This window comes from Hymenobacter cellulosilyticus (assembly GCF_022919215.1).
GTDB lineage: Bacteria > Bacteroidota > Bacteroidia > Cytophagales > Hymenobacteraceae > Hymenobacter > Hymenobacter cellulosilyticus.
The window spans coordinates 3,235,552-3,253,537 of sequence record NZ_CP095046.1 but is presented as its reverse complement, the minus strand read 5'-3'; the positions used below and the strand labels follow the sequence as shown (position 1 = coordinate 3,253,537).

Sequence of the window (17,986 nt, the reverse complement as noted above, 5' to 3'; positions counted from 1 at the left end):
AGGTGGCCGGCAATTCCAATACCAACCACCAGGCCATCATCGACTTTAAGGGCCAGAGCTACTTCATCTACCACAACGGCAGCATCCCCACCGACGGGAGCTCTTTCCGCCGCTCCGTCTGCATCGACAAGCTGGAATACAACAAGGACGGCACGATGAAGCGCGTGGTAATGACCACCGAAGGCGTGCAGCCCGTGAAGTAGAGCCGGTTTTTACCACCTTTTTCAGACCGACGCTTCGAGCTGACGAGCATGCTTTCCACGAAGATTTCTCAACGGACTTGCCCGGGCTCAGCGCTTGGGCAAGTCACTTCCCGCCCACCCCAGCCGTATGCGCTTCTCTCTTAGCCAGCTCTGGTGCCTGGTTTTACTGCTCACCGTGCTTGGGGCCCAGGCCCAGACCGCGCCGCCGCTGATTGGGGCCCACGACCCGGTGCTGATCCGGCAGGACGGCACGTACTACATGTTCGGGACCGGGCCGGGCATTGCGGTGTGGTCGTCGAAGGACCGGCTGAACTGGACGCGGGAGCAGCCGGTATTTGCCCAGGCCCCGGCCTGGGCAGTACAGGCCGTGCCGGGCTTCCAGAACAACCACATCTGGGCCCCCGACATTTCGTTTCACAACGGCGTGTACTCGCTGTTTTACTCGATTTCCGCCTTTGGCAAAAACACCTCCTGCATCGGGCTGGCCACGAATAAAACCCTGAACCCGAAGTCGCCCGACTATAAGTGGATCGACCACGGGCGGGTAATTCAGTCGGTGCCGGGGCGGGATATGTGGAACGCCATTGACCCCAACCTGATTCGGGACGAGGCCGGCACGCCCTGGCTTAGCTTCGGCTCGTTTTGGGAGGGCATCAAGCTGGTAAAGCTGCGGCCCGACCTGAAAGCCCCGGCCCAGCCCGAGCAGTGGCGCACCCTGGCCCGCCGCCCCGGGACCCCAAACTGAACGACTCCCTGCCCGGCGACGGCGCCATCGAAGCCCCGTTTATCTTCCGCAAAAACGGCTTCTATTACCTGTTCACCTCGTTCGACTACTGCTGCCGCGGCCCCCAGAGCACTTACAAAATCATGGTGGGCCGCTCCAAATCCGTGACGGGCCCATTTGTGGACCGGGCCGGCGTGGCCCTGGACCAGGGCGGCGGCACCCCAGTGCTGGTCGGCGACAAAAACTGGTTTGGCCTGGGCCACAACTCGGTGTATACTTTCGACAATCAGGATTACCTCGTGTTTCACGGCTACGACGCGGCCGACAAAGGCCACTCCAAGCTCCGGATTGAAAAGCTTACCTGGGACGCCGCCGGCTGGCCGGTGGTACAGCCCTGAGCTGGCCGAAAGGTGAATAGAGAATCGTAAAAAAAGCCCCGTGGTAATGCTACCACGGGGCTTTTTCATTGCGGCGCAACTGTTACTTGCCTACCGTTACTTCCTGGGGCTGGCGAGAAATCAGGTCTACGTCGGTGAGCTGCTGGGGAAACCAGACGGTCATTTCGCCCTTGCCGCGGTTGGCCCAGGCGTAGTAGGGAATGGCCGTCATGGTCTGGCGCGTGGTGCTGATGCTAGTGTTGGCCGCGTCGAGCTGCACAGCGGGCACGGTGGCCTGGAGCTGCATGATGCCGTTGAGCACCTGGGGCTGAAAGCGGGCCGTGAACGTGGTAACAGCGGGCACAATCAGGTTGCTGGCCTTGCCGCCGTTGTCTTTCCACTCGGCACAGTACATTACCGGTCCACGCTGCAGGGCCACTTTGCCCAGGTCGTCCTGCACCTTGGGTTGGCTACCACCTGGCGCACGTCCATGGGCAGCTGCACTTCTACCACGTCGTTTTTGCGCCACTTGCGGGCCAGCACTGCGTAGCCGTTACGGGTGGTATACGCCACCGGCTGCCCGTTGACGCGGATGTTGATTTTCGGCTCAGTAGGGGTAGCAAAGCGGTACAAATCGGACGGCACGGCCTCACCGCGGGCCCAGCCGGGCAGGCGCACCAGCAGATTGAAGTCGGTAGTAGCCGCGGAATTCACGGTGAATTTCAGGTCGCCCTGCCAGGGGTAGTTGTTCTGCTGTGTGATGCGCACGGGCTTCTGGTTGACCAGCAAATTGGTGGTGCCGCTGATAAACAGGTTGGCGTACACGTCGCGGCCGTTTTGGGCATACACGTAGCCGGGCAAAGACGGCATGAGGCGGGCCAGGTTGGTGGGGCAACAGGAGCAGTCGAACCAGCCGGCGCGCTGGGGCTCGGTCTGGGGGAAGCTCGTGCTGTTTTTCACCTGCATGGCGTTGCTGTAAAAGAAGGACTTGCCATCCAGCCCCACGCCCGAAATCAGGCCGTTGTAGAGCACTTTTTCCAGCACGTCCACGTATTTGGCCTCGCCGTGGAGCTGGAACATGCGCTGGTTCCAGTAGATGTTGGCTACCGCGGCGCAGGTTTCGTTGTAGGCCGTGGTGTTGGGCAGCTCGTAATTGCCCCCAAACCGTTCCCCACCCGGCACCGCGCCCGTACCGCCGGTCACGTAGAGCTTCTTGCTGACCATGTTCTGCCAGATACTGTCCACGGCCGCCAGCAGCTTTTGGTCGCCGGTGAGGGCGGCCACGTCGGCCATGGCCGAGTACAGGTATTCGGCCCGCACGGCGTGGCCCTCGGCTTCTTTCTGGTCTACCACGAGCTTATGATCCTGCCAGTAGGAGCCGTTGCGCCAGGCATCGGGGCTTTTGGGGTCGTAGCCCTTAAACTGTCCCCGCTGGTCGAGGAAAAACTTGGCGGTGCTCAGGTACTCGGGCTTGCCCGTGACGCGGTAGAGCTTCACCAGACCCATTTCCACGATTTCGTGGCCGGGCGCCACGGCCCGCTTGCCCGGCCCGAATACCGAGCACACCAGATCGGCATTCTTGAGGGCAATAGTGAGCAGGTTTTTCTTGCCGGTAGCCTCGTAGTGGGCCACGGCGGCCTCGTAGAGGTGGCCCGAGTTGTAGAGCTCGTGGCTCAGCTCCCGCTCCTTCACCCACCGCTCCGGCCCGGCCCAGTTGTGCGGGTGGGCCGGGTCGATGGTACGGGCCGTGTAAAGGTAGCCGTCGGGCTCCTGGGCTGCGGCCACCTTCTTAATCAGCTCATCCATGTACTGGTCCAGCTCTTCGTCGGGATAGAGCTTGAGCGAGTACGAGGCGCCTTCGATGGTTTTGTAGATGTCGGTGTCGTCGAAGGGAAAGATGGTGGCAAACTTCCCCTGCCGGGCGGCGGCCATTTCGAAGTTCTTGACCCGATTGGTGGCCTCACAGCGCTGAAACGAAGCCGGAATGGTCACATCGGTGTTGGTCTTGAGCCGGGGCAGCCAGAAGGTATCCGCCAGCTTGACCTTGGTAAACGACACGGCCTGAATCGGGTAGTCGGAGCGTTTGAGGGTTTGGGCCCGGGCCGGCGCGCTTAGCAAACCGGCCATTAACAAAGCAGGAACGAGGCTTTTCATAGCAAAGGCAAGAGAGAAAAGAGAAAAACGATGATGGGCCGCCGGCTTACATTTTGAGAATTATAAACGTGAAAGCTTGGCCCCGTGGCGGCGGACAAACGACCAAACCAGAACCCCAGGCGGGTCTATAAGCAGCCAGCGGCTTGGGTGCATTGCGGCTGATGGCCGAAGAAAACAAGTTGAGCTGCTATCCACCGCCACGTACTTTAAACCGCTTTTCCGCCTATATTTGGCCCAATAGCAGGCCTGAAACTGCTGCTCCAGCTCATGAGCCACAGAGCCCGCTGGTGCAGGAATGTTGCGGAGGCTTGATTTTGCGTTGCGGCAAGTTGCGCAACGTCAGCCAAGCCAGGTAGTGGCCGCCAGCAGTTGGTCAAAAACCTCATCGAAACGTTGCGGCTTTCAGGCATTTGTTGCGGAGTAGAGTGGTTGAGGTGCAGAAAAATTTCCACAATAGTCTCCTTATTGTAGCACTACTTTTTGGCTGTATCCGCCCTGCGCACTGCTCACATGAAGTAAGTAGAGCCCCGTGCGCAACCCGGTTTCCACGGGTAGTGTTGTTGTGCCTGAACTAGCGCGGGTATAGACCGTCCGGCCCTGAGTATCAGTCAGCGTAATAGTTACGGACGTGTTGCGGAGTTCCTCCCCCAGGTTGACCACAAAACGGCCCAGCTCGGCGGGGTTGGGAAACACGGAAACGTTGCGGAGCACAGCTGTTTGGGCCGACAGTGGCCGAGCGGCAGTAGCCGGGGCTATGCCCCATTTCTGGCAGTTGTTGGACAGATAATCATACAAAGCCAGCTGCACGCCGGCCGTTGTGGCGCAGCCTGGCACTTCTACCACCCGCCCCCCGTTCACCGACGACACAACGTAGTTGCCCACGTTGGTCCGCTCGATTTTGAAGCGCTGCCCAGCAATGCCGCTGTAGGCGTAAAGTTGCAATTTGGCACCGTTGCTGGGGCTGTTGTTAACCACGTCGGCCGCGAGGCCCGCGCCTACGGCCGAGGTTATTTTGTACTCGCCGTTGCCGTCGGGCATCAGATTCCATTGCTGGCAGGCCAGGCCGGCGCTGTAGGTGCCCTGGGCAATGGCTTGGCCTGAAGCGCCGGTGCAGCCCCAGGCATCCCAGACGAGGTTACTACTCTGGTTGCGCAGCGTGTAGCGGCCGGTGGCCAGCCAGTCGCGGGTGAGGAAGGGCCAGGCCGCGGCGTCCCAGCCCATGTTGCCCACGCTAAGGCGGGCCCGGCCGTTCTGGTTCGAGTCGTAGTAGTGGTGGCTGAAGTAGTTAGCACCGTTTTCCTGGTACAGCCCCACGTGGCCCGGCCCGACGTAGTTGCCCTGGGTAGCCATGAGCGTAGTGCCGCCGTTGCGGTTCATATCCACGCCGTTTTTGTCGACGTAAGGCCCGGTGATGCTGGTGGAGCGGCCCACCTGGATGTAGTAGGTGCTGGCCGAGCCGTTGCAGCAGGCGCCCTTATTGATAAACAGGTAATAGTAGCTGCCGTTGCGCACGATGTAGGGCGCCTCGCTGCCGCTGTTGCTGCGACTCACCCCGTCGGCGGCTACGTTGCCGGCCAGCCAGGTAAAGCTCGTACCGGAGCGTTTGCCGGTGGTGGCGTCGAGCTTAATCAGGCCGATGCCCTTGAAAAATGAGCCGTAGCTCATCCACAGCCCTCCGCTGGCGTCCGTTACCACGGCCGGGTCAATGGCGTTGCAGGCGCTACCCGAGCCGCTCGACACCACTTCGCCCTGATCCACCCACTGATAGTTGGGGCTCGTGGGGTCCAGGGTTACGTTGGTGGCCAGCCCGATGGTCGACACGCTGGAGCCGAACGTGGATACGGAGTAGTAGAGGTAAAACTTGCCGTTGCGGTACACGCACTCTGGGGCCCAGAAGTCACCAGTGAAGCCGGGCACTTTGGTTTTAATCCAGCTCGGGTAGGCGCCGGCCGCAAACACCGGCCGCGGCCCCGATTCCCACTTCACCAGGTCGGAGGAGTACATGCCGTAGATGCCGGTGCCGGTAGTGAAAATCCAGTATTTGCTACCATCCTTGACGATGCTCGACGGGTCGTGGCAGTTGTCATTGCCTTGCAGGGCGCGGGCTGCGGGACTCAAGCCCAGCAGCGCCAGCAGCAGAAGCAGAAGGTAGCCAGGCCGGCGGCCGGCAAGGAAGCGGAAGGTAGCCCGGCGCAAGACCAGGGCAGCAGTAGAAGAATGGAACATGGTTGTGGGAATTGGTTGGAAAAAGGCAGAGCGAGGGGTCGGAAGCCAAAACGGGGACGCGACTTAAGTTCACGTCCCCGTTTTGGTGGAATCGGCGGCAGCAGTAGGCTGGCCGCGGCAAGCTGGTTTTCAGCAGCTCAGAAAGAAAATGGCGCGGGGCGTGGGGCTACCAGAACCGCACGTACAAAGCCGTGAGCAGCAGCATGGTCACCACGATGAGCGACATGGTTTGCCGGCTCACCCGGAACATGCCCGCGGGCAGGTCAATAGCCTTGGGATTCACCACCGGCCCGGCCAGACTCACGCCTATCATCAGGACCATGGTGATGGCAAATGAGAGGCCCATGCAGATCAGGAAGGGGATTTCGTAGGCTCCGGCGCTGTTGCGGAAGGCCGTGTACAGGATGGTTTCGGGGCCCAGCACCGCCGGGGCGTAGTTATTGAAGAATACCGACAGGGCAAAGCCCGCCAGAATGCCCACGATGCCCGCGGTGGCGGTGGTGCGCTTCCAGAACATACCCAGCAGGAACACGGCCAGGATACCGGGCGAAATAAAGCCGGTGTACTTCTGAATAAACTGGAAGCCCCCTTCCCCACCGATGCCCAGCAAATCCTTCCAGGTGAAAGCCACGCTCAGTACCACGGCAGCCAGAATGGTGAGCCGCCCCACCCACACCTGCTTTTTCTCGGTGGCTTCGGGGTTGAGGTAGCGCTTGTAGATGTCGAGGGTGAAGATGGTCGAAATCGAGTTGACCTTGCCCGCCAACGAAGCCACAATGGCGGCCGTGAGGGCGGCCATGCTCAAACCCTTGAGGCCGTTGGGCAAAAAGGTGAGAATGGCCGAGTAGGCGTTGTCGGAGTTGAACGAACCGGTGCTCGACATTTCGGCCTGCAAGCCGCCGTTCTTGTACAGCACGTAGGCCGCAATGCCGGGCAGCATTACAATCACCGGCATCATGAGCTTGAGCAGGCCGGCAAACAGAATACCGGTGCGGGCCGTGTGCAAATCGGCGCCCAGGGCGCGCTGGGTGATGTACTGGTTGCAGCCCCAGTAGTTCAGGTTTACAATCCACTGGCCTGCAAAGTACATGGCAATGCCGGGCAAGGCCAGGTACTTATCGACCTCCACCTGCGGGGTGCCTTGGGTGGGCTTGTCGAAAATCATGTGGAAGTGGTCCGGGGCCTTTTCCATCAGGGCATTGAAACCCGCAATAGCGCCCCCGCCCAGGCCAAACTGCTCACTGACCAGCGTCAGGGCAATGTAGGTCGTGACCAAACCGCCGACTACCAGCACCACGACCTGGACCACGTCGGTGTAGCCCACCACTTTCATCCCCCGATGGAAATCAGCAGGGAGAAAACGGCCAGCAGCACGATGATGAGGTGGAAAGTGTCGCCGCCAATCAGGTTGCTCAACGCCAGCGCGCCCAGGTAGAGAATGGAGGTCAGGTTGACGAGCACGTAGAGAAACAGCCAGAAAATGCTCATAATCAGGCTGAGCGTGCTGTTGTAGCGCTGCTCCAGAAACTGGGGCATCGTGAAGATGTGGTTCTTCAAATACACCGGCATAAAGAACACGGCCACGATGATGAGCACCACGGCCGCCACCCACTCGTAGGCCGCCACGGCCACGCCCACCTTAAAGCCCGAGCCCGACATGCCAATGAATTGCTCGGCCGAAATGTTGGAGGCAATCATACTTGCCCCGATGGCCCACCAGGTCAGGGAGCCTTCGGCCAGGAAGTAGTCTTTGGTGCTTTGCTCGGCCTTTTGCTTGCTTTTGTAGATGTAGAAACCGTAGGCCGAAACCCCGATTAAGTACACGAAAAAGACCAGCAGATCGAGCGTAGTAAGGTTATTACGCATGAATGTGGGGCGGGAAATGGAGGGAAGGAAGCGGGCTAAAAGAAAATTCGGGCTAAAAAAGAACGTCATGCAGAGGCGCAGGCGAAGCACCTGGCGCACTGTGGTTGGACGAACAATCCAACCGCAGCACGCGAGATGTCTCGCTCAGGCTCGACATGACGTTCTGTTTGATTTAATGCATTAACTGCTCGGGCTTAGCGTTGGCTGAAGGCTACCTCGTTGTAGCGCAGCTCGTTCTTGAAGGTGCGCAGCTTGGTTTCCTCGTCGATGATGACGTACTCGATGCCGGCCATTTCGGCAAAGTCCTCCAGGTACTCGGCCGTCAGGTTCTGGCTGTAACCGGTGTGGTGAGCCCCGCCGGCATAAATCCAGGCGGCGGCGCCTACGTTCAAGCTGGGCTTCACTTGCCAGAGCACCCGGGCTACGGGCAACTTGGGCAAATCCTGCTCGGGCGCTACGGCTTCCACTTCGTTGACTACCAAACGGAAACGGTGACCCAAGTCCACGATGGTAGCATTCAGGGCCGGGCCGGCTGGACAGTTGAACACCAAGCGGGCCGGGTCGGCCTTGCCGCCGATGCCCAGCGGGTGTACCTCTACTTTGGGCTTGCCTTCCGCAATGGTAGGGCAGATTTCCAGCATGTGGGAGCCCAGCACCAGCTCGTTGCCGGGCTGGAAGTGGTAGGTGTAGTCTTCCATAAAGGAGTTGCCGCCGGGCAGGCCCGCGCCCATCACCTTCATGGCCCGCACCAGGGCGGAAGTCTTCCAGTCGCCCTCGCCGCCGAAGCCGTAGCCTTCGGCCATCAGACGCTGGGTAGCAATGCCGGGCAGCTGGGCCATGCCATGCAGATCCTCGAAGGTATCAGTGAAGCCGATGGCCTTGGTGTCTTGCAAAAACTGGCGCATGCCTACTTCAATCCGGGCCGCCTCGCGCAAGGATTCGCGCTGCTCCCCGCCTTCCTTGAGCGAATCGGCCAGCTCGTATTCCTGCTCGTAAGTGGCCAGCAGCGCATTTACCTGCTCGTCAGAAGCCGCGTTGATAACGGCTACCAGGTCGCCGATGCCGTAGGTGTTCACTGAGTAGCCAAACTTGAATTCGGCCTCTACTTTGTCGCCTTCGGTTACGGCCACGTAGCGCATGTTGTCGCCGAAGCGCACGATGCGGGCCCCCTGCCAGTCGGCCCAGGCGCAAGCGGCGCGGCTCCAGATGCTCAGGCGCTCGTGCACGTCGGCACTCTGCCAGTGGCCCACTACCACCTTGCGCTTCAGCTTCAAGCGGGCCCCGATGAAGCCAAACTCCCGGTCGCCGTGGGCCGACTGGTTGGTGTTCATGAAGTCCATGTCGATATCGGCCCAGGGAATGTCGCGGTTGAACTGAGTGTGCAAATGCGCCAGGGGCTTCTGCAGAATCTTCAGGCCGTTGATCCACATTTTGGCCGGCGAGAAAGTGTGCATCCAGGCAATCAGCCCCACGCAGTTCGGCGTCGTGTTGGCCTGCTGCACCAGCTGGGTAATGCCCTCGGGCCCGGTCAGCACGTCTTTGTACACGATTTTGATGGGCAGGGCGCTTCCCAAGGCTTCGGCAATCTGCTGGGAATGCTGGGCTACTTGCTCCAAGGTTTCGGGGCCGTAGAGGTGCTGGCTGCCAGTAATGAACCAGGCTTCGTAGTTGGAGATGTTAATCATGAGTGAAGGAGCCGGGAAGAACCTGACGCTGGGCGAAGGCGCCACGCCGGCTAGGGTATGGGTTGGATTAGTCGTTAAATCGTTTTAGGCGCGGCAATCTGCGGCAACTTGCTGCCACAGATTTGCCGGTTTAGCTTTGGCCGTAGTAGGAATGCAGGCCGTGCTTCCGCTCGTAGTGCTTCTGAATCAGGGCCTGCTTGAGGCGGGGCACGTCGGGCCGCAGCGTGCAGCTGAGGAAAGCCATGCGGGCTACTTCCTCGAGCACAGCGCTGTGGTAGACGGCTTTTTCCACGGTTTTGCCCCAGGTAAAGGGCGCGTGGTTGCTGAGCAGTACCATTTCCACTTCCTCGGGCGAAAGGCCGCGGCGCTGAAACTCGTTGATAATCTGCCAGCCGGTCTGGTGCTCGTAGTCGCCGGCTATCATCTGGTCGTCCATGGGCGGGGCACAGGGAATGTCGGCGGTGAGGTGGTCGGCGTGGGTGGTGCCCAGAATCGGGATGTCCAGCTGGGCCTGGGCCCAGGCCGTGGCGTAGGTGCTGTGCGTGTGCACGATGCCGCCGATATGCTCCCAGTGCGAGTAAAGCACCGCATGGGTTTTGGTATCGGAGGAAGGCCGTTTCTCCCCTTCCACGATGTTGTTGGCGAAGTCCACGATGACGATGTCTTCGGGCTTGAGCGTGGCGTAGGGCACCCCGCTGGGCTTAATGGCAAACACCCGCTTTTCGCGGTCCACGACGCTGGCGTTGCCGAAGGTGAAGAGCACCAGCCCCAACTCGGGCAGCTGCATGTTGGCCGCGTAGCAGGCCTGCTTTAATTCCTGAAACTGGCTCATGCTTGCTCGATCAACTCGGTTTCGGCTACTTCGCCGCGGCGCAGCTCGGTAGCCTGTTCTACATACTGCCCAAAGGCCTGATACTGCTCGTAGCGGCGCTGGTAGTCAGCCACGCGCTGCGGGTTGGGCTCGTAGGTATCGGCAAAGCCGTTGCCCATGGCCCGCTGGGCCGACACCACGTCGGGGTGAATGCCGGCGGCAACGGCCGCGTACATGGCTGCGCCCAGAGCCGGGGCCTGGTCCGACTCGGCTACTTTAATGGGGCGGTTGAGCACGTCGGCCAGGGTCTGCATCATAAAGGCCGACTTCTTGGCCACGCCACCCAGGCCGATGACCTGCTTGATAGGAATGCCTTCCTGCTCGAAGCGCTCCACGATTTGCTTGGAGCCGTAGCAGATGGCCTCCACCAGCGCCCGGAAAATGTGCGGGGCGGTGGTGCCCATCGTGAGGTTCATAATGGCGCCCTTCAGGGCCTGGTTGGCGTCGGGGGTGCGGCGGCCGTTTACCCAGTCGAGGGCCAGTACGGCGGTTTCCTCGGGGTCGATGGCCGCGGCGGCTTGGTTGAGCTCCACCATAATTGTGTCGCTCATTTCCTGGCGCAAGGCCTGCTGCTGCTCGGCACTCAGCACTTTGGAACCGGCCAGCATGGTGTTCAGCGGCCACTCGATTACTTGGCGGAACCAGGCCAGCAGGTCGCCCACGGCCGACTGCCCCGCTTCCAGGCCCAGCATGCCCGGAATCACCGAGCCGTCGACCTGCCCGCAGATGCCGGGCACAAGCTTCTCCCCTACTTCGTCCATGGGCGCCACCACGATGTCGCAGGTGCTGGTACCCATGACCTTCACCATGGAATACGCCTCGATTTCACCGGCTACAGCCCCGGCATGAGCGTCGAAAGTACCCACGGCCACCACGGTTTTGGTGGTCAGGCCCAGGCGGGTAGCCCACTCTTCGGAGAGGTGGCCCGCTACTTCGTCGGCCGTAAACGTGTCCTGGTAGAGGTGGCCGCGCAGCAGGGTAAGCTTAGGCTCCAGCTCCACGATGAAGTGCTCCATCGGCAGGCCGCCCCAGCTGTGGTGCCACATGGCCTTGTGGCCGGCGGCGCAGCGGCTGCGCTTGAAGGTGTGCAGGTCCGCGCCGGTGAGCAGCAGCGTAAGCCAGTCGCAGTGCTCCATCCAGGAGTAGGCGGCCTGGGCCACGGCCTCATCCTGGCGGGTTACGTGCATGATCTTGGCCCAAAACCACTCCGAGGAGTAGATGCCGCCCTCGAACTTCGTGTAATCGTCGCCGCCCCAGGTGCGGGCTTTCTGGTTGATTTCGGCCGCCTCGGCCAGGGCCGTGTGGTCTTTCCAGAGCACGAACATGGCGTTGGGATTCTCGGCGAATTCGGGCAGCAAGGCCAAGGCCACGCCCTGCTCGTTTACCGGGCCGGGCGTCGAGCCGGTGGTGTCCACGGCCAGGCCCACAATCTGCTCGGCGGGTACGCGACTGGCCACCTGCCGCACCGTGGCTTCGAGGCCTTCGATATGGTCGAGTGGGTGTTGGCGGAACTGGTTTTTGGCCGCGTTGCAGTAGCGCTGCTCTTTCCAGCGGGCGTAGGGATGCACGGCCTGCGCTACTTCGGCGCCGGTGCGGGCATTCACCAGCAGGGCCCGCACCGAGTCGGTGCCGTAGTCGATGCCAATAACGTATGAGTCGGAAGTTTGCACGGGGAAGGTAAAGTTGAGAAGTGGTGAAATGGTGAAATGGTGAGTTTGCGAGATGGTGAAATGGTGAGCTGTGGTGCTGTAGCGCACAACGCGCTGTCAAACTCCAGTTTACAACTTCACCTTTCTCAACTTCACCATTTCTGCTACTTACGCACGCCAAACTGGTAGGTAGTAGTGGAGCGCAGGGTCTGGCCGGGCTGCAGGGTGGTGGAGGGGAACTTAGGCTGGTTGGGCGAGTCGGGGAAGTGCTGGGTTTCCAGGCAGAAGCCCGCGTGCTTGCCGTAGACCCGGCCGCCCTTGCCCGTCAGGCTACCGTCGAGAAAGTTGCCGGTGTAGAACTGCACCCCGGGCTCGGTGGTGCTCACCTGCATCGTGCGGCCCGACGTGGGCTCGTAGACCGTAGCGGCCGGATGTTGCCCCTCAGTAGCCGCATTTAGCACCCAGTTGTGGTCGTAGCCGCCGGGCACCTGGGCAATCCGCTCACCGATGGCGTGGGCCGTGGTAAAGTCGAAGGCCGTACCCTTCACCGCCCGCAGCTCGCCGGTGGGAATCAGGTCGGCATCGACCACGGTGTAGCGGTCGGCGGGCAGCGTGACCTGGTGGGCCAGCACGTCCGGGCGCTGGCCCGCGCTCAGGTTGAAGTAGCTGTGGTTGGTCAGGTTGACGGGCGTGGCCTTGTCGGTGGTGGCCGAGTAGTCGATCTGCAGCGCGTCGTCTTGGGTCAGGGTATAGACCACCGTCACGGTCAAATTGCCTGGGTAGCCTTCTTCCCCGTCCTTGCTTTGGTAGGTCAGCTTCAGCGTTTGGCCCGCCGCTGAACTGCCGGGCTCGGCCTGCCAGATGACTTTGTCGAAGCCCTTGAGCCCGCCGTGCAGGTGGTTGGGCCCGTTGTTCTTGGCCAGTGTGTAGGTTTTGCCCTCCAGGGTAAACTGGCCCTTAGCAATGCGGTTGCCGTAGCGCCCGATCAGGGCCCCGAAGTACGGGCCCGATTTCTGGTATTCGGGGCTCTGGTAGCCACTTACATTGTCGAAGCCCAGCACGATGTCGCCGAGTTTGCCAGCTTTGTCGGGCACAAGCAGGCTGGTCACGATGCCCCGTAGGTGCTGATGGTGGCTTGCAGGCCGTGGGCGTTAGTCAGGGTAAAGAGCTGCACCTCGGTGCCGTCCGAGGTTTTGCCGAAGGAAGCAGATGTAGGCATGGCAGCTGTAGCTCCGTTTTGGGCGCTGGTCGTGTCAGAGGCTGCTGTTGTGGCAGAGGCCGCGCCCTGTTCCGGGGAAGAGGTTTGGTTGCAAGCGCCCAGGGTCAGCAGACTGGTTATGGCAGCCACGCTCCCCAGAAATCGGCCGGCAGTATTTTTAGCGTTGGTCATGAGCGGAAAAAAGGTGGGATTGCAAGAAGTAAGAGGCCGCGCTAGTAGCAGTCATAAGCAAGGCATTCCGTAGCAAAAAGAACAACAATGGATTGTGCAGGCCAAAACCAAGCATATCCTCTTTAATTACAGGGTATTAATGCATATCATTCGACCCAGAAAATAAGTAGTAGCTACTTTCCTAGCCGGCAATATGGTGCGTAAAGTAGATAAACTTCCGGAGTTACACAATCGTTTGTGCATTACGTAATCTGTTTCAGTCGCTCTTTTTACCCATTGCCAGTCTATAATTGCTACTGAACCGTGATTTTTTGGGTACTCACGTGCCCGCCACGTTCCACTTGCACCACATACAAGCCGGCCGGTAGCGCCACTGCCACCTGTAACACCTGCTGTTGGGAGCCAAAGGAACCCTGGTAAAGCCGCCGCCCGGCCACGTCGGCTACGCTGACCTGCGTGGTTCCGGTACCGGAGGAGGCGCTGAGCTCAACGGTAAAGCCTGTGCGCGAGGCCGGAACTGGATACACAGCTACGCCCGGCAGTTGCCGCTTGGCGGTAGCCAGCGTACCGCTTACCGCAGTCAGGCTCCAGCGTTGACAGGGGCAGCCGTTGTAATCCCACAAGCCCAGCTGCTGCCCGGCGGTAGTGGCCGCGTTGGGCACTTCCACTACCCGGTTGCCGTTGGCCGAGGCCAGCACCAGCGTACCATCGTTGGCCCGGTCGATGCGGAAACGTTGGCAAGTGGCCCCGGTGTAGGCCGCAAGCTGTAGCTTGGCCCCAGCCGCGGCCGAGCAGCCCGCTACGTTGGCGGCCAGGCCCCCCAGGGCGTTGGTGATTTTATACTCGCCGTTACCCAGCGCCGTAAAGTCCCAGCGCTGACAGTCGAGGCCGGCCGGGGTGCCCTGGGCAATCATCTGGCCCGCCGCGCCGGTGCAGCCCCAGGCATCCCAGATCAGGTTGCTGTTCTGATTCTTGATTTCGTAGCGCCCGGCCGCCACCCAGTCGCGGCTGACTACGGGCCAGCCAGCCGCATTCCACGTAAGGCGGGCCAGGCCGAGCTTGGGCGCGCCGTTTTCTTCGCCATCGTAATAATGGTGGGAAAAGTAGTTGACGCCGCCCTCGGTAAAGATGCCCGCGTGTCCGGGCCCGATAAAGCGGCCGGCGCTGCCCAGCACCAACGTACCGCCGTTGCTGTTCAGGCTGGTGCCGTTCTGGTCGAGGAAGGGCCCGGTGGGCGACGAGGCGCGCCCAACGCGGATGTGGTAGGTGCTGTTGATGCCGTTGCAGCAGCTGCCGCGGTTGATAAACAGGTAGTAGAAACTGCCTTGCTTGGTCAAAAATGCCGCTTCCACGTCGCCGTTGGCCAGCGCGTACGAAGTAGAGTTCAGAGGCTTGCCGGTGGTGGCATTAAGCTGTAAGCTGCGCAAGCCGCCAAAAAATGAGCCGTACGTCAGCCAAACGTCACCATTAGTGTCCTGAAAAATGGCCGGATCAATGGCGTTGGCCGAACTCGACGCGTTAGAGGAAACTACTTCGCCTTGGTCTTCCCAGCGGTAGTTGGGACTGGTGGGGTCCAGGGTAACGTTGGTCGCCAGCCCGATGGCCGACACCTTGGAGCCAAACGTGGAGCACGAGTAGTACAGGTAGTATTTCCCGTTCATAAACACGCACTCGGGCGCCCAGAAATCACCCTGGAAGTTGGGCACCTTGGTGTTGATCCAGCTGGGGTAGGCGTTGTTCACGAACACGGCCCGGGGGCTGGGCGTCCAGTTTACCAGATCCGTCGAATACATGTTATAAATGCCCCGACCGGTGGTGAAAATCCAGTATTTGTTGCCTTCCTTGACAATGGTGGAAGGGTCGTGGGCCCCGGGAAACCCTTGCAGGGCCTGGGCCTGGGGCCGGGCCAGCAAGGTGAGCAGCAGGACCAGCAGGATGAGGCCGCAGCCCGACCCGAGACGGCGCAAACGGAGTAGTAATGAAAGCATAGCAGGTGGGATTTGGGGTTGAGGAAAAGGTCAGGTAGTGGCCGCTATTCGCCGCCGGGCTTGGCAATGGGCGTGTTGATGGCTACTGGGGTGCCGAAGTTCGGCGTACCATCGGGATTCCAGGTAAACTTTTGCATGCGCGGATTGCGCTTTTCCACGCAACCCTCATTGGAGTTGGAGTTGGCGTGGTAGATAATCCAGTCCTCCTGCCCGTCTTTCGACTTGAAGAAGGAGTTGTGCCCCGTGGCGTAGGCCCGGCCGGCGGGGTTCTGGACAAACACCGGCTTGGTCGACTTCTGCCAGGAGACGGGCAGCAGCGGGTCGGCAGTGGCGGCGGCCGTGAGCATGCCTAGCGCGTACTGGTCGGTGCCGCAGAAGCTGGCCGAGTACACCAGAAAGGTTTTGTCGCCGTGCTTCAGGATTTCGGGGCCTTCATTCACGTAGGGCGGGCCTACGTTTTCCCAGTTGTACTCGGGGTGGGAAAGCTCTACCCGCGGCCCGCTCAGCGTCCAGGGGTTGCTCATGGCCGAAATGTAGATGCGCTGAATAGCATCCGTGCCGTTGTGGCCCGACCAGACAAAGTAGCGCCGGCCGTTTTGCTCCAGCACCGTGCCGTCGATGGCCCAAAAGTCGGCGCCGGGGCTGAAAAGCTTGCCTTTATCTACCCAGGTACCGGTGGTGGGGTCGGCGGCAGCATTTTCCAGCACCCAGGTCCGTTGTCGGCCCAAATCGGGGCCAGCCGGGCCGGCCGAGTAGTAGATGTACCACTTGCCGTCCAGAAAGTGCAACTCCGGGGCCCAGAGGTTGCTGGAAGCCGGGCTGCCGGCCACTGGCGCCCAGGCCAGCACGCTGGAAGTGGCACCCAGGTCCGACATCTTCGCCGTTTTCCAGATGCGCAGGTTGGTGTTGGTCGTGTGCAGGTAGTAGTAAAAACCGTCCTTCTGGTATACCCATGGGTCGGGCCCGGAGGGCAGCAGCGGGTTGGTGAAGGTATTGGCCGCAGTGGGCGGCGGGGCGGGGCCGGCGGTTTCGCTCCCGCTTTTACAGCCCAGCGCTACGGCCAGCAGCACCGGCAGCAGCCGCCCGATTCTCAGAGTGTTCCTTTTCATTTGCAGCAGCTAGCAACGTGACAAGCAGATAATGAAGCTCGGGCTAGCCCCGAAGCACGACAGCCGCTCCAAGCACGGGGCCGGAACGGCTGTCGGGAAGGGCGTGGCACGGGCCGGAGGGGTTAGTAGCCGGGGTTCTGCCGCATGTTGGGGTCAATGTCGATGTCGCGCTGCGGGATGGGCAGCAGCTTCGACACGCCCAGGCGGAAGTTGACAAAGTCCGCGTCCCGGGTTTTGAGTTCTTCAATGCCGGTCTGGTTGTCCATCAGGCCCCAGCGCAGAATGTCGAACCAGCGGGTGCCTTCACCAGCCAGCTCCTTTGCTCTTTCGCTGCGGATAATCTGGCGCATCTGCTCCCGGCTATAGGTGCCGGTAAGCGGGGCCAGGTTGACGGAAGCCCGCTGGCGCACCCGGTTGATGAGCGGCACGGCCGTGCTCGTCTGGTTGAGTTCGATCAAGGCCTCGGCCTGCATCAGCAGCACGTCGGCAAACCGAATCACGCGGTGGTTGATGCCCGAGGAGAAGTTCTCATTCTGCTGGCCGGGTGCCGTGCGGGTCCGGTCATTGAGGTACTTGCGCCAGTACTGCTGATCCGGGTTCCAGTTCCATTCGCCAAAGGTCTTGCCATAGAACTGGTCAGGGTTGCCGGCATGAATGATGCTGATGTCGCGACGCGGGTCAATTAGGTGCTTGGTGGTGCTGCCGGGAGCAAAGGCAACGGTCGAGTCCTTGTACTCATCCAGCAGCCAGCGCCGGGGCTGCACGTCGGCATACGTAGGGCCGGGAGGTCCGAAGAAGTTGGGTCGGTCGTGGGTTTCGGCCGAGGAGGCTCGGTCTTGCCCCTGGCCCAGCTCCAGGCGGGTGTTGTTCAGGTTGGTAAACTGTACCTCAAATACCGACTCGCGGTTGTTTTCGTTGGCTTCGGTGAAGTTGTCGAGGTAGCTGGGCACAATATCGTACTGCCCCGAGCTAATCACCTGGGCTAGCAGCGCCGAGGCTTCCGACCACTTACGCTGCTGCATATACACCTTGGCCAATAACGCCTGCGCGGCGCCTTTCGTCACCCGGCCTTTCTCGGCATCGGAGTACGACAGGGGCAGGTCGGGAATAGCGGCCTGCAGGTCGATGATGAGTTGCTCCTCGGTCTGGGCCTGGGTGGCCTGGGGCGCCCGGGTCGTTACCACGGGCTCCACCAGAATCAGGGGCACGTTGCCGAAGAAGTACGTCAGGTCGAAATACGACAGGGCCCGGATAAAGCGGGCTTCGGCCACGATCTGCTTGCGCAGCCCCTCGTTCATCTGGATATCGGGCACGTGGGTGATTACCTGGTTGGTGCGGTAAATCGTGCGGTAATAGTCGTTCCAGGCAAAAGACGAAATGAAGAAGTTGTTGTCCGGCGTGATGAAGCGCGTAAAGTTGGCCAGCTCCACAAACGGGCTCTGGCTGTACGACTCATCGGAGCGGTGAGCCATAAAGTGGAAGCTGCGGTAGTAGCAGGCAAACTGCTGCAAACCGGAGTAGCAGGAATAAATGCCCTTGGTGGCGTCGTCCTGAGTTTTCCAGAACTGGTCCGTCGTCGGAGCGTTGGGGTTGGCTTGGTCCAGCAAGTCTTTTTTGCAGCCCGAGGCGGCAAAAAGGCTTCCTGCCAGCAGCAGGGTTGCTATCTTATTTACTTTCATGATCGGAGAGAAAAGTCGGTGGGAATGGGCGGGGTCAGATGCGCGTCCGACACTGCTCGCCTTGA

Annotated in this window: 14 protein-coding genes and 1 pseudogene; 3 read left to right on the top strand and 12 right to left on the bottom strand. The window is 60.8% G+C overall.

What is annotated here, in order from left to right:
• Positions 1–2: 2 nt before the first annotated feature.
• The 3 genes from MUN79_RS15945 to MUN79_RS30130 all read left to right on the top strand — a co-directional run bounded on the left by MUN79_RS15945 (position 3) and on the right by MUN79_RS30130 (position 1,325).
• Positions 3–203, top strand: a complete 201-nt coding sequence (locus MUN79_RS15945) for a hypothetical protein (protein ID WP_244673668.1) — start codon at positions 3–5, stop codon at positions 201–203.
• A 127-nt stretch (positions 204–330) separates the two neighbouring features.
• Positions 331–948, top strand: a complete 618-nt coding sequence (locus MUN79_RS30135) for a family 43 glycosylhydrolase (protein WP_262922878.1) — start codon at positions 331–333, stop codon at positions 946–948.
• Entirely contained in the window at positions 909–1,325 is a 417-nt protein-coding gene (locus MUN79_RS30130) for a family 43 glycosylhydrolase (RefSeq protein ID WP_262922877.1), read from the top strand. Before MUN79_RS30135 ends, MUN79_RS30130 begins: the two co-directional genes overlap by 40 nt.
• Positions 1,326–1,407: 82 nt before the next feature.
• On the opposite strand, the gene MUN79_RS15935 is transcribed toward MUN79_RS30130, so the two are convergent.
• From MUN79_RS15935 to MUN79_RS15885, 12 genes and pseudogenes are all read right to left on the bottom strand, one after another.
• Positions 1,408–1,764 carry a hypothetical protein gene (locus MUN79_RS15935; protein WP_244673667.1) on the bottom strand — a complete coding sequence of 119 codons (357 nt, stop codon included), beginning with the start codon at positions 1,762–1,764 and terminating at the stop codon, positions 1,408–1,410.
• Positions 1,719–3,458 carry a glycoside hydrolase family 127 protein gene (locus MUN79_RS15930; protein ID WP_244673666.1) on the bottom strand — a complete coding sequence of 580 codons (1,740 nt, stop codon included), beginning with the start codon at positions 3,456–3,458 and terminating at the stop codon, positions 1,719–1,721. The genes MUN79_RS15935 and MUN79_RS15930 overlap by 46 nt, the downstream gene beginning before the upstream one ends.
• A gap of 462 nt (positions 3,459–3,920) precedes the next feature.
• The gene (locus MUN79_RS15925) at positions 3,921–5,684 is read right to left on the bottom strand and encodes a family 43 glycosylhydrolase (RefSeq protein ID WP_244673665.1); all 1,764 of its coding nucleotides are present in this window, start codon (positions 5,682–5,684) and stop codon (positions 3,921–3,923) included.
• Between the two features lie 166 nt (positions 5,685–5,850).
• A pseudogene (locus MUN79_RS15920) lies at positions 5,851–7,550 on the bottom strand (sodium:solute symporter family transporter).
• 194 nt (positions 7,551–7,744) lie between these two features.
• Positions 7,745–9,235: an L-arabinose isomerase gene (araA, locus tag MUN79_RS15915; RefSeq protein ID WP_244673664.1), complete on the bottom strand. Its 1,491-nt coding sequence runs from the start codon at positions 9,233–9,235 to the stop codon at positions 7,745–7,747.
• A 130-nt stretch (positions 9,236–9,365) separates the two neighbouring features.
• The gene (locus MUN79_RS15910; RefSeq protein ID WP_244673663.1) at positions 9,366–10,067 is read right to left on the bottom strand and encodes an L-ribulose-5-phosphate 4-epimerase; all 702 of its coding nucleotides are present in this window, start codon (positions 10,065–10,067) and stop codon (positions 9,366–9,368) included.
• A complete protein-coding gene (locus MUN79_RS15905) occupies positions 10,064–11,776 on the bottom strand; it encodes a ribulokinase (protein WP_244673662.1) in 1,713 nt (570 codons plus the stop codon). Before MUN79_RS15905 ends, MUN79_RS15910 begins: the two co-directional genes overlap by 4 nt.
• A gap of 143 nt (positions 11,777–11,919) precedes the next feature.
• Positions 11,920–12,864 (bottom strand): aldose epimerase family protein, encoded by a 945-nt coding sequence (locus MUN79_RS15900; protein WP_311136495.1) that lies wholly within the window; start codon positions 12,862–12,864, stop codon positions 11,920–11,922.
• Complete coding sequence (locus MUN79_RS31120; protein WP_311136494.1) at positions 12,861–13,103, bottom strand: hypothetical protein; 243 nt, start codon at positions 13,101–13,103, stop codon at positions 12,861–12,863. The genes MUN79_RS15900 and MUN79_RS31120 overlap by 4 nt, the downstream gene beginning before the upstream one ends.
• A 335-nt stretch (positions 13,104–13,438) precedes the next feature.
• The gene (locus tag MUN79_RS15895) at positions 13,439–15,112 is read right to left on the bottom strand and encodes a family 43 glycosylhydrolase (protein ID WP_244673661.1); all 1,674 of its coding nucleotides are present in this window, start codon (positions 15,110–15,112) and stop codon (positions 13,439–13,441) included.
• A gap of 65 nt (positions 15,113–15,177) precedes the next feature.
• Entirely contained in the window at positions 15,178–16,242 is a 1,065-nt protein-coding gene (locus tag MUN79_RS15890; RefSeq protein ID WP_244673660.1) for a glycoside hydrolase family 43 protein, read from the bottom strand.
• A 122-nt stretch (positions 16,243–16,364) separates the two neighbouring features.
• Positions 16,365–17,921, bottom strand: a complete 1,557-nt coding sequence (locus MUN79_RS15885) for a RagB/SusD family nutrient uptake outer membrane protein (RefSeq protein WP_244673659.1) — start codon at positions 17,919–17,921, stop codon at positions 16,365–16,367.
• Positions 17,922–17,986: the final 65 nt, after the last annotated feature.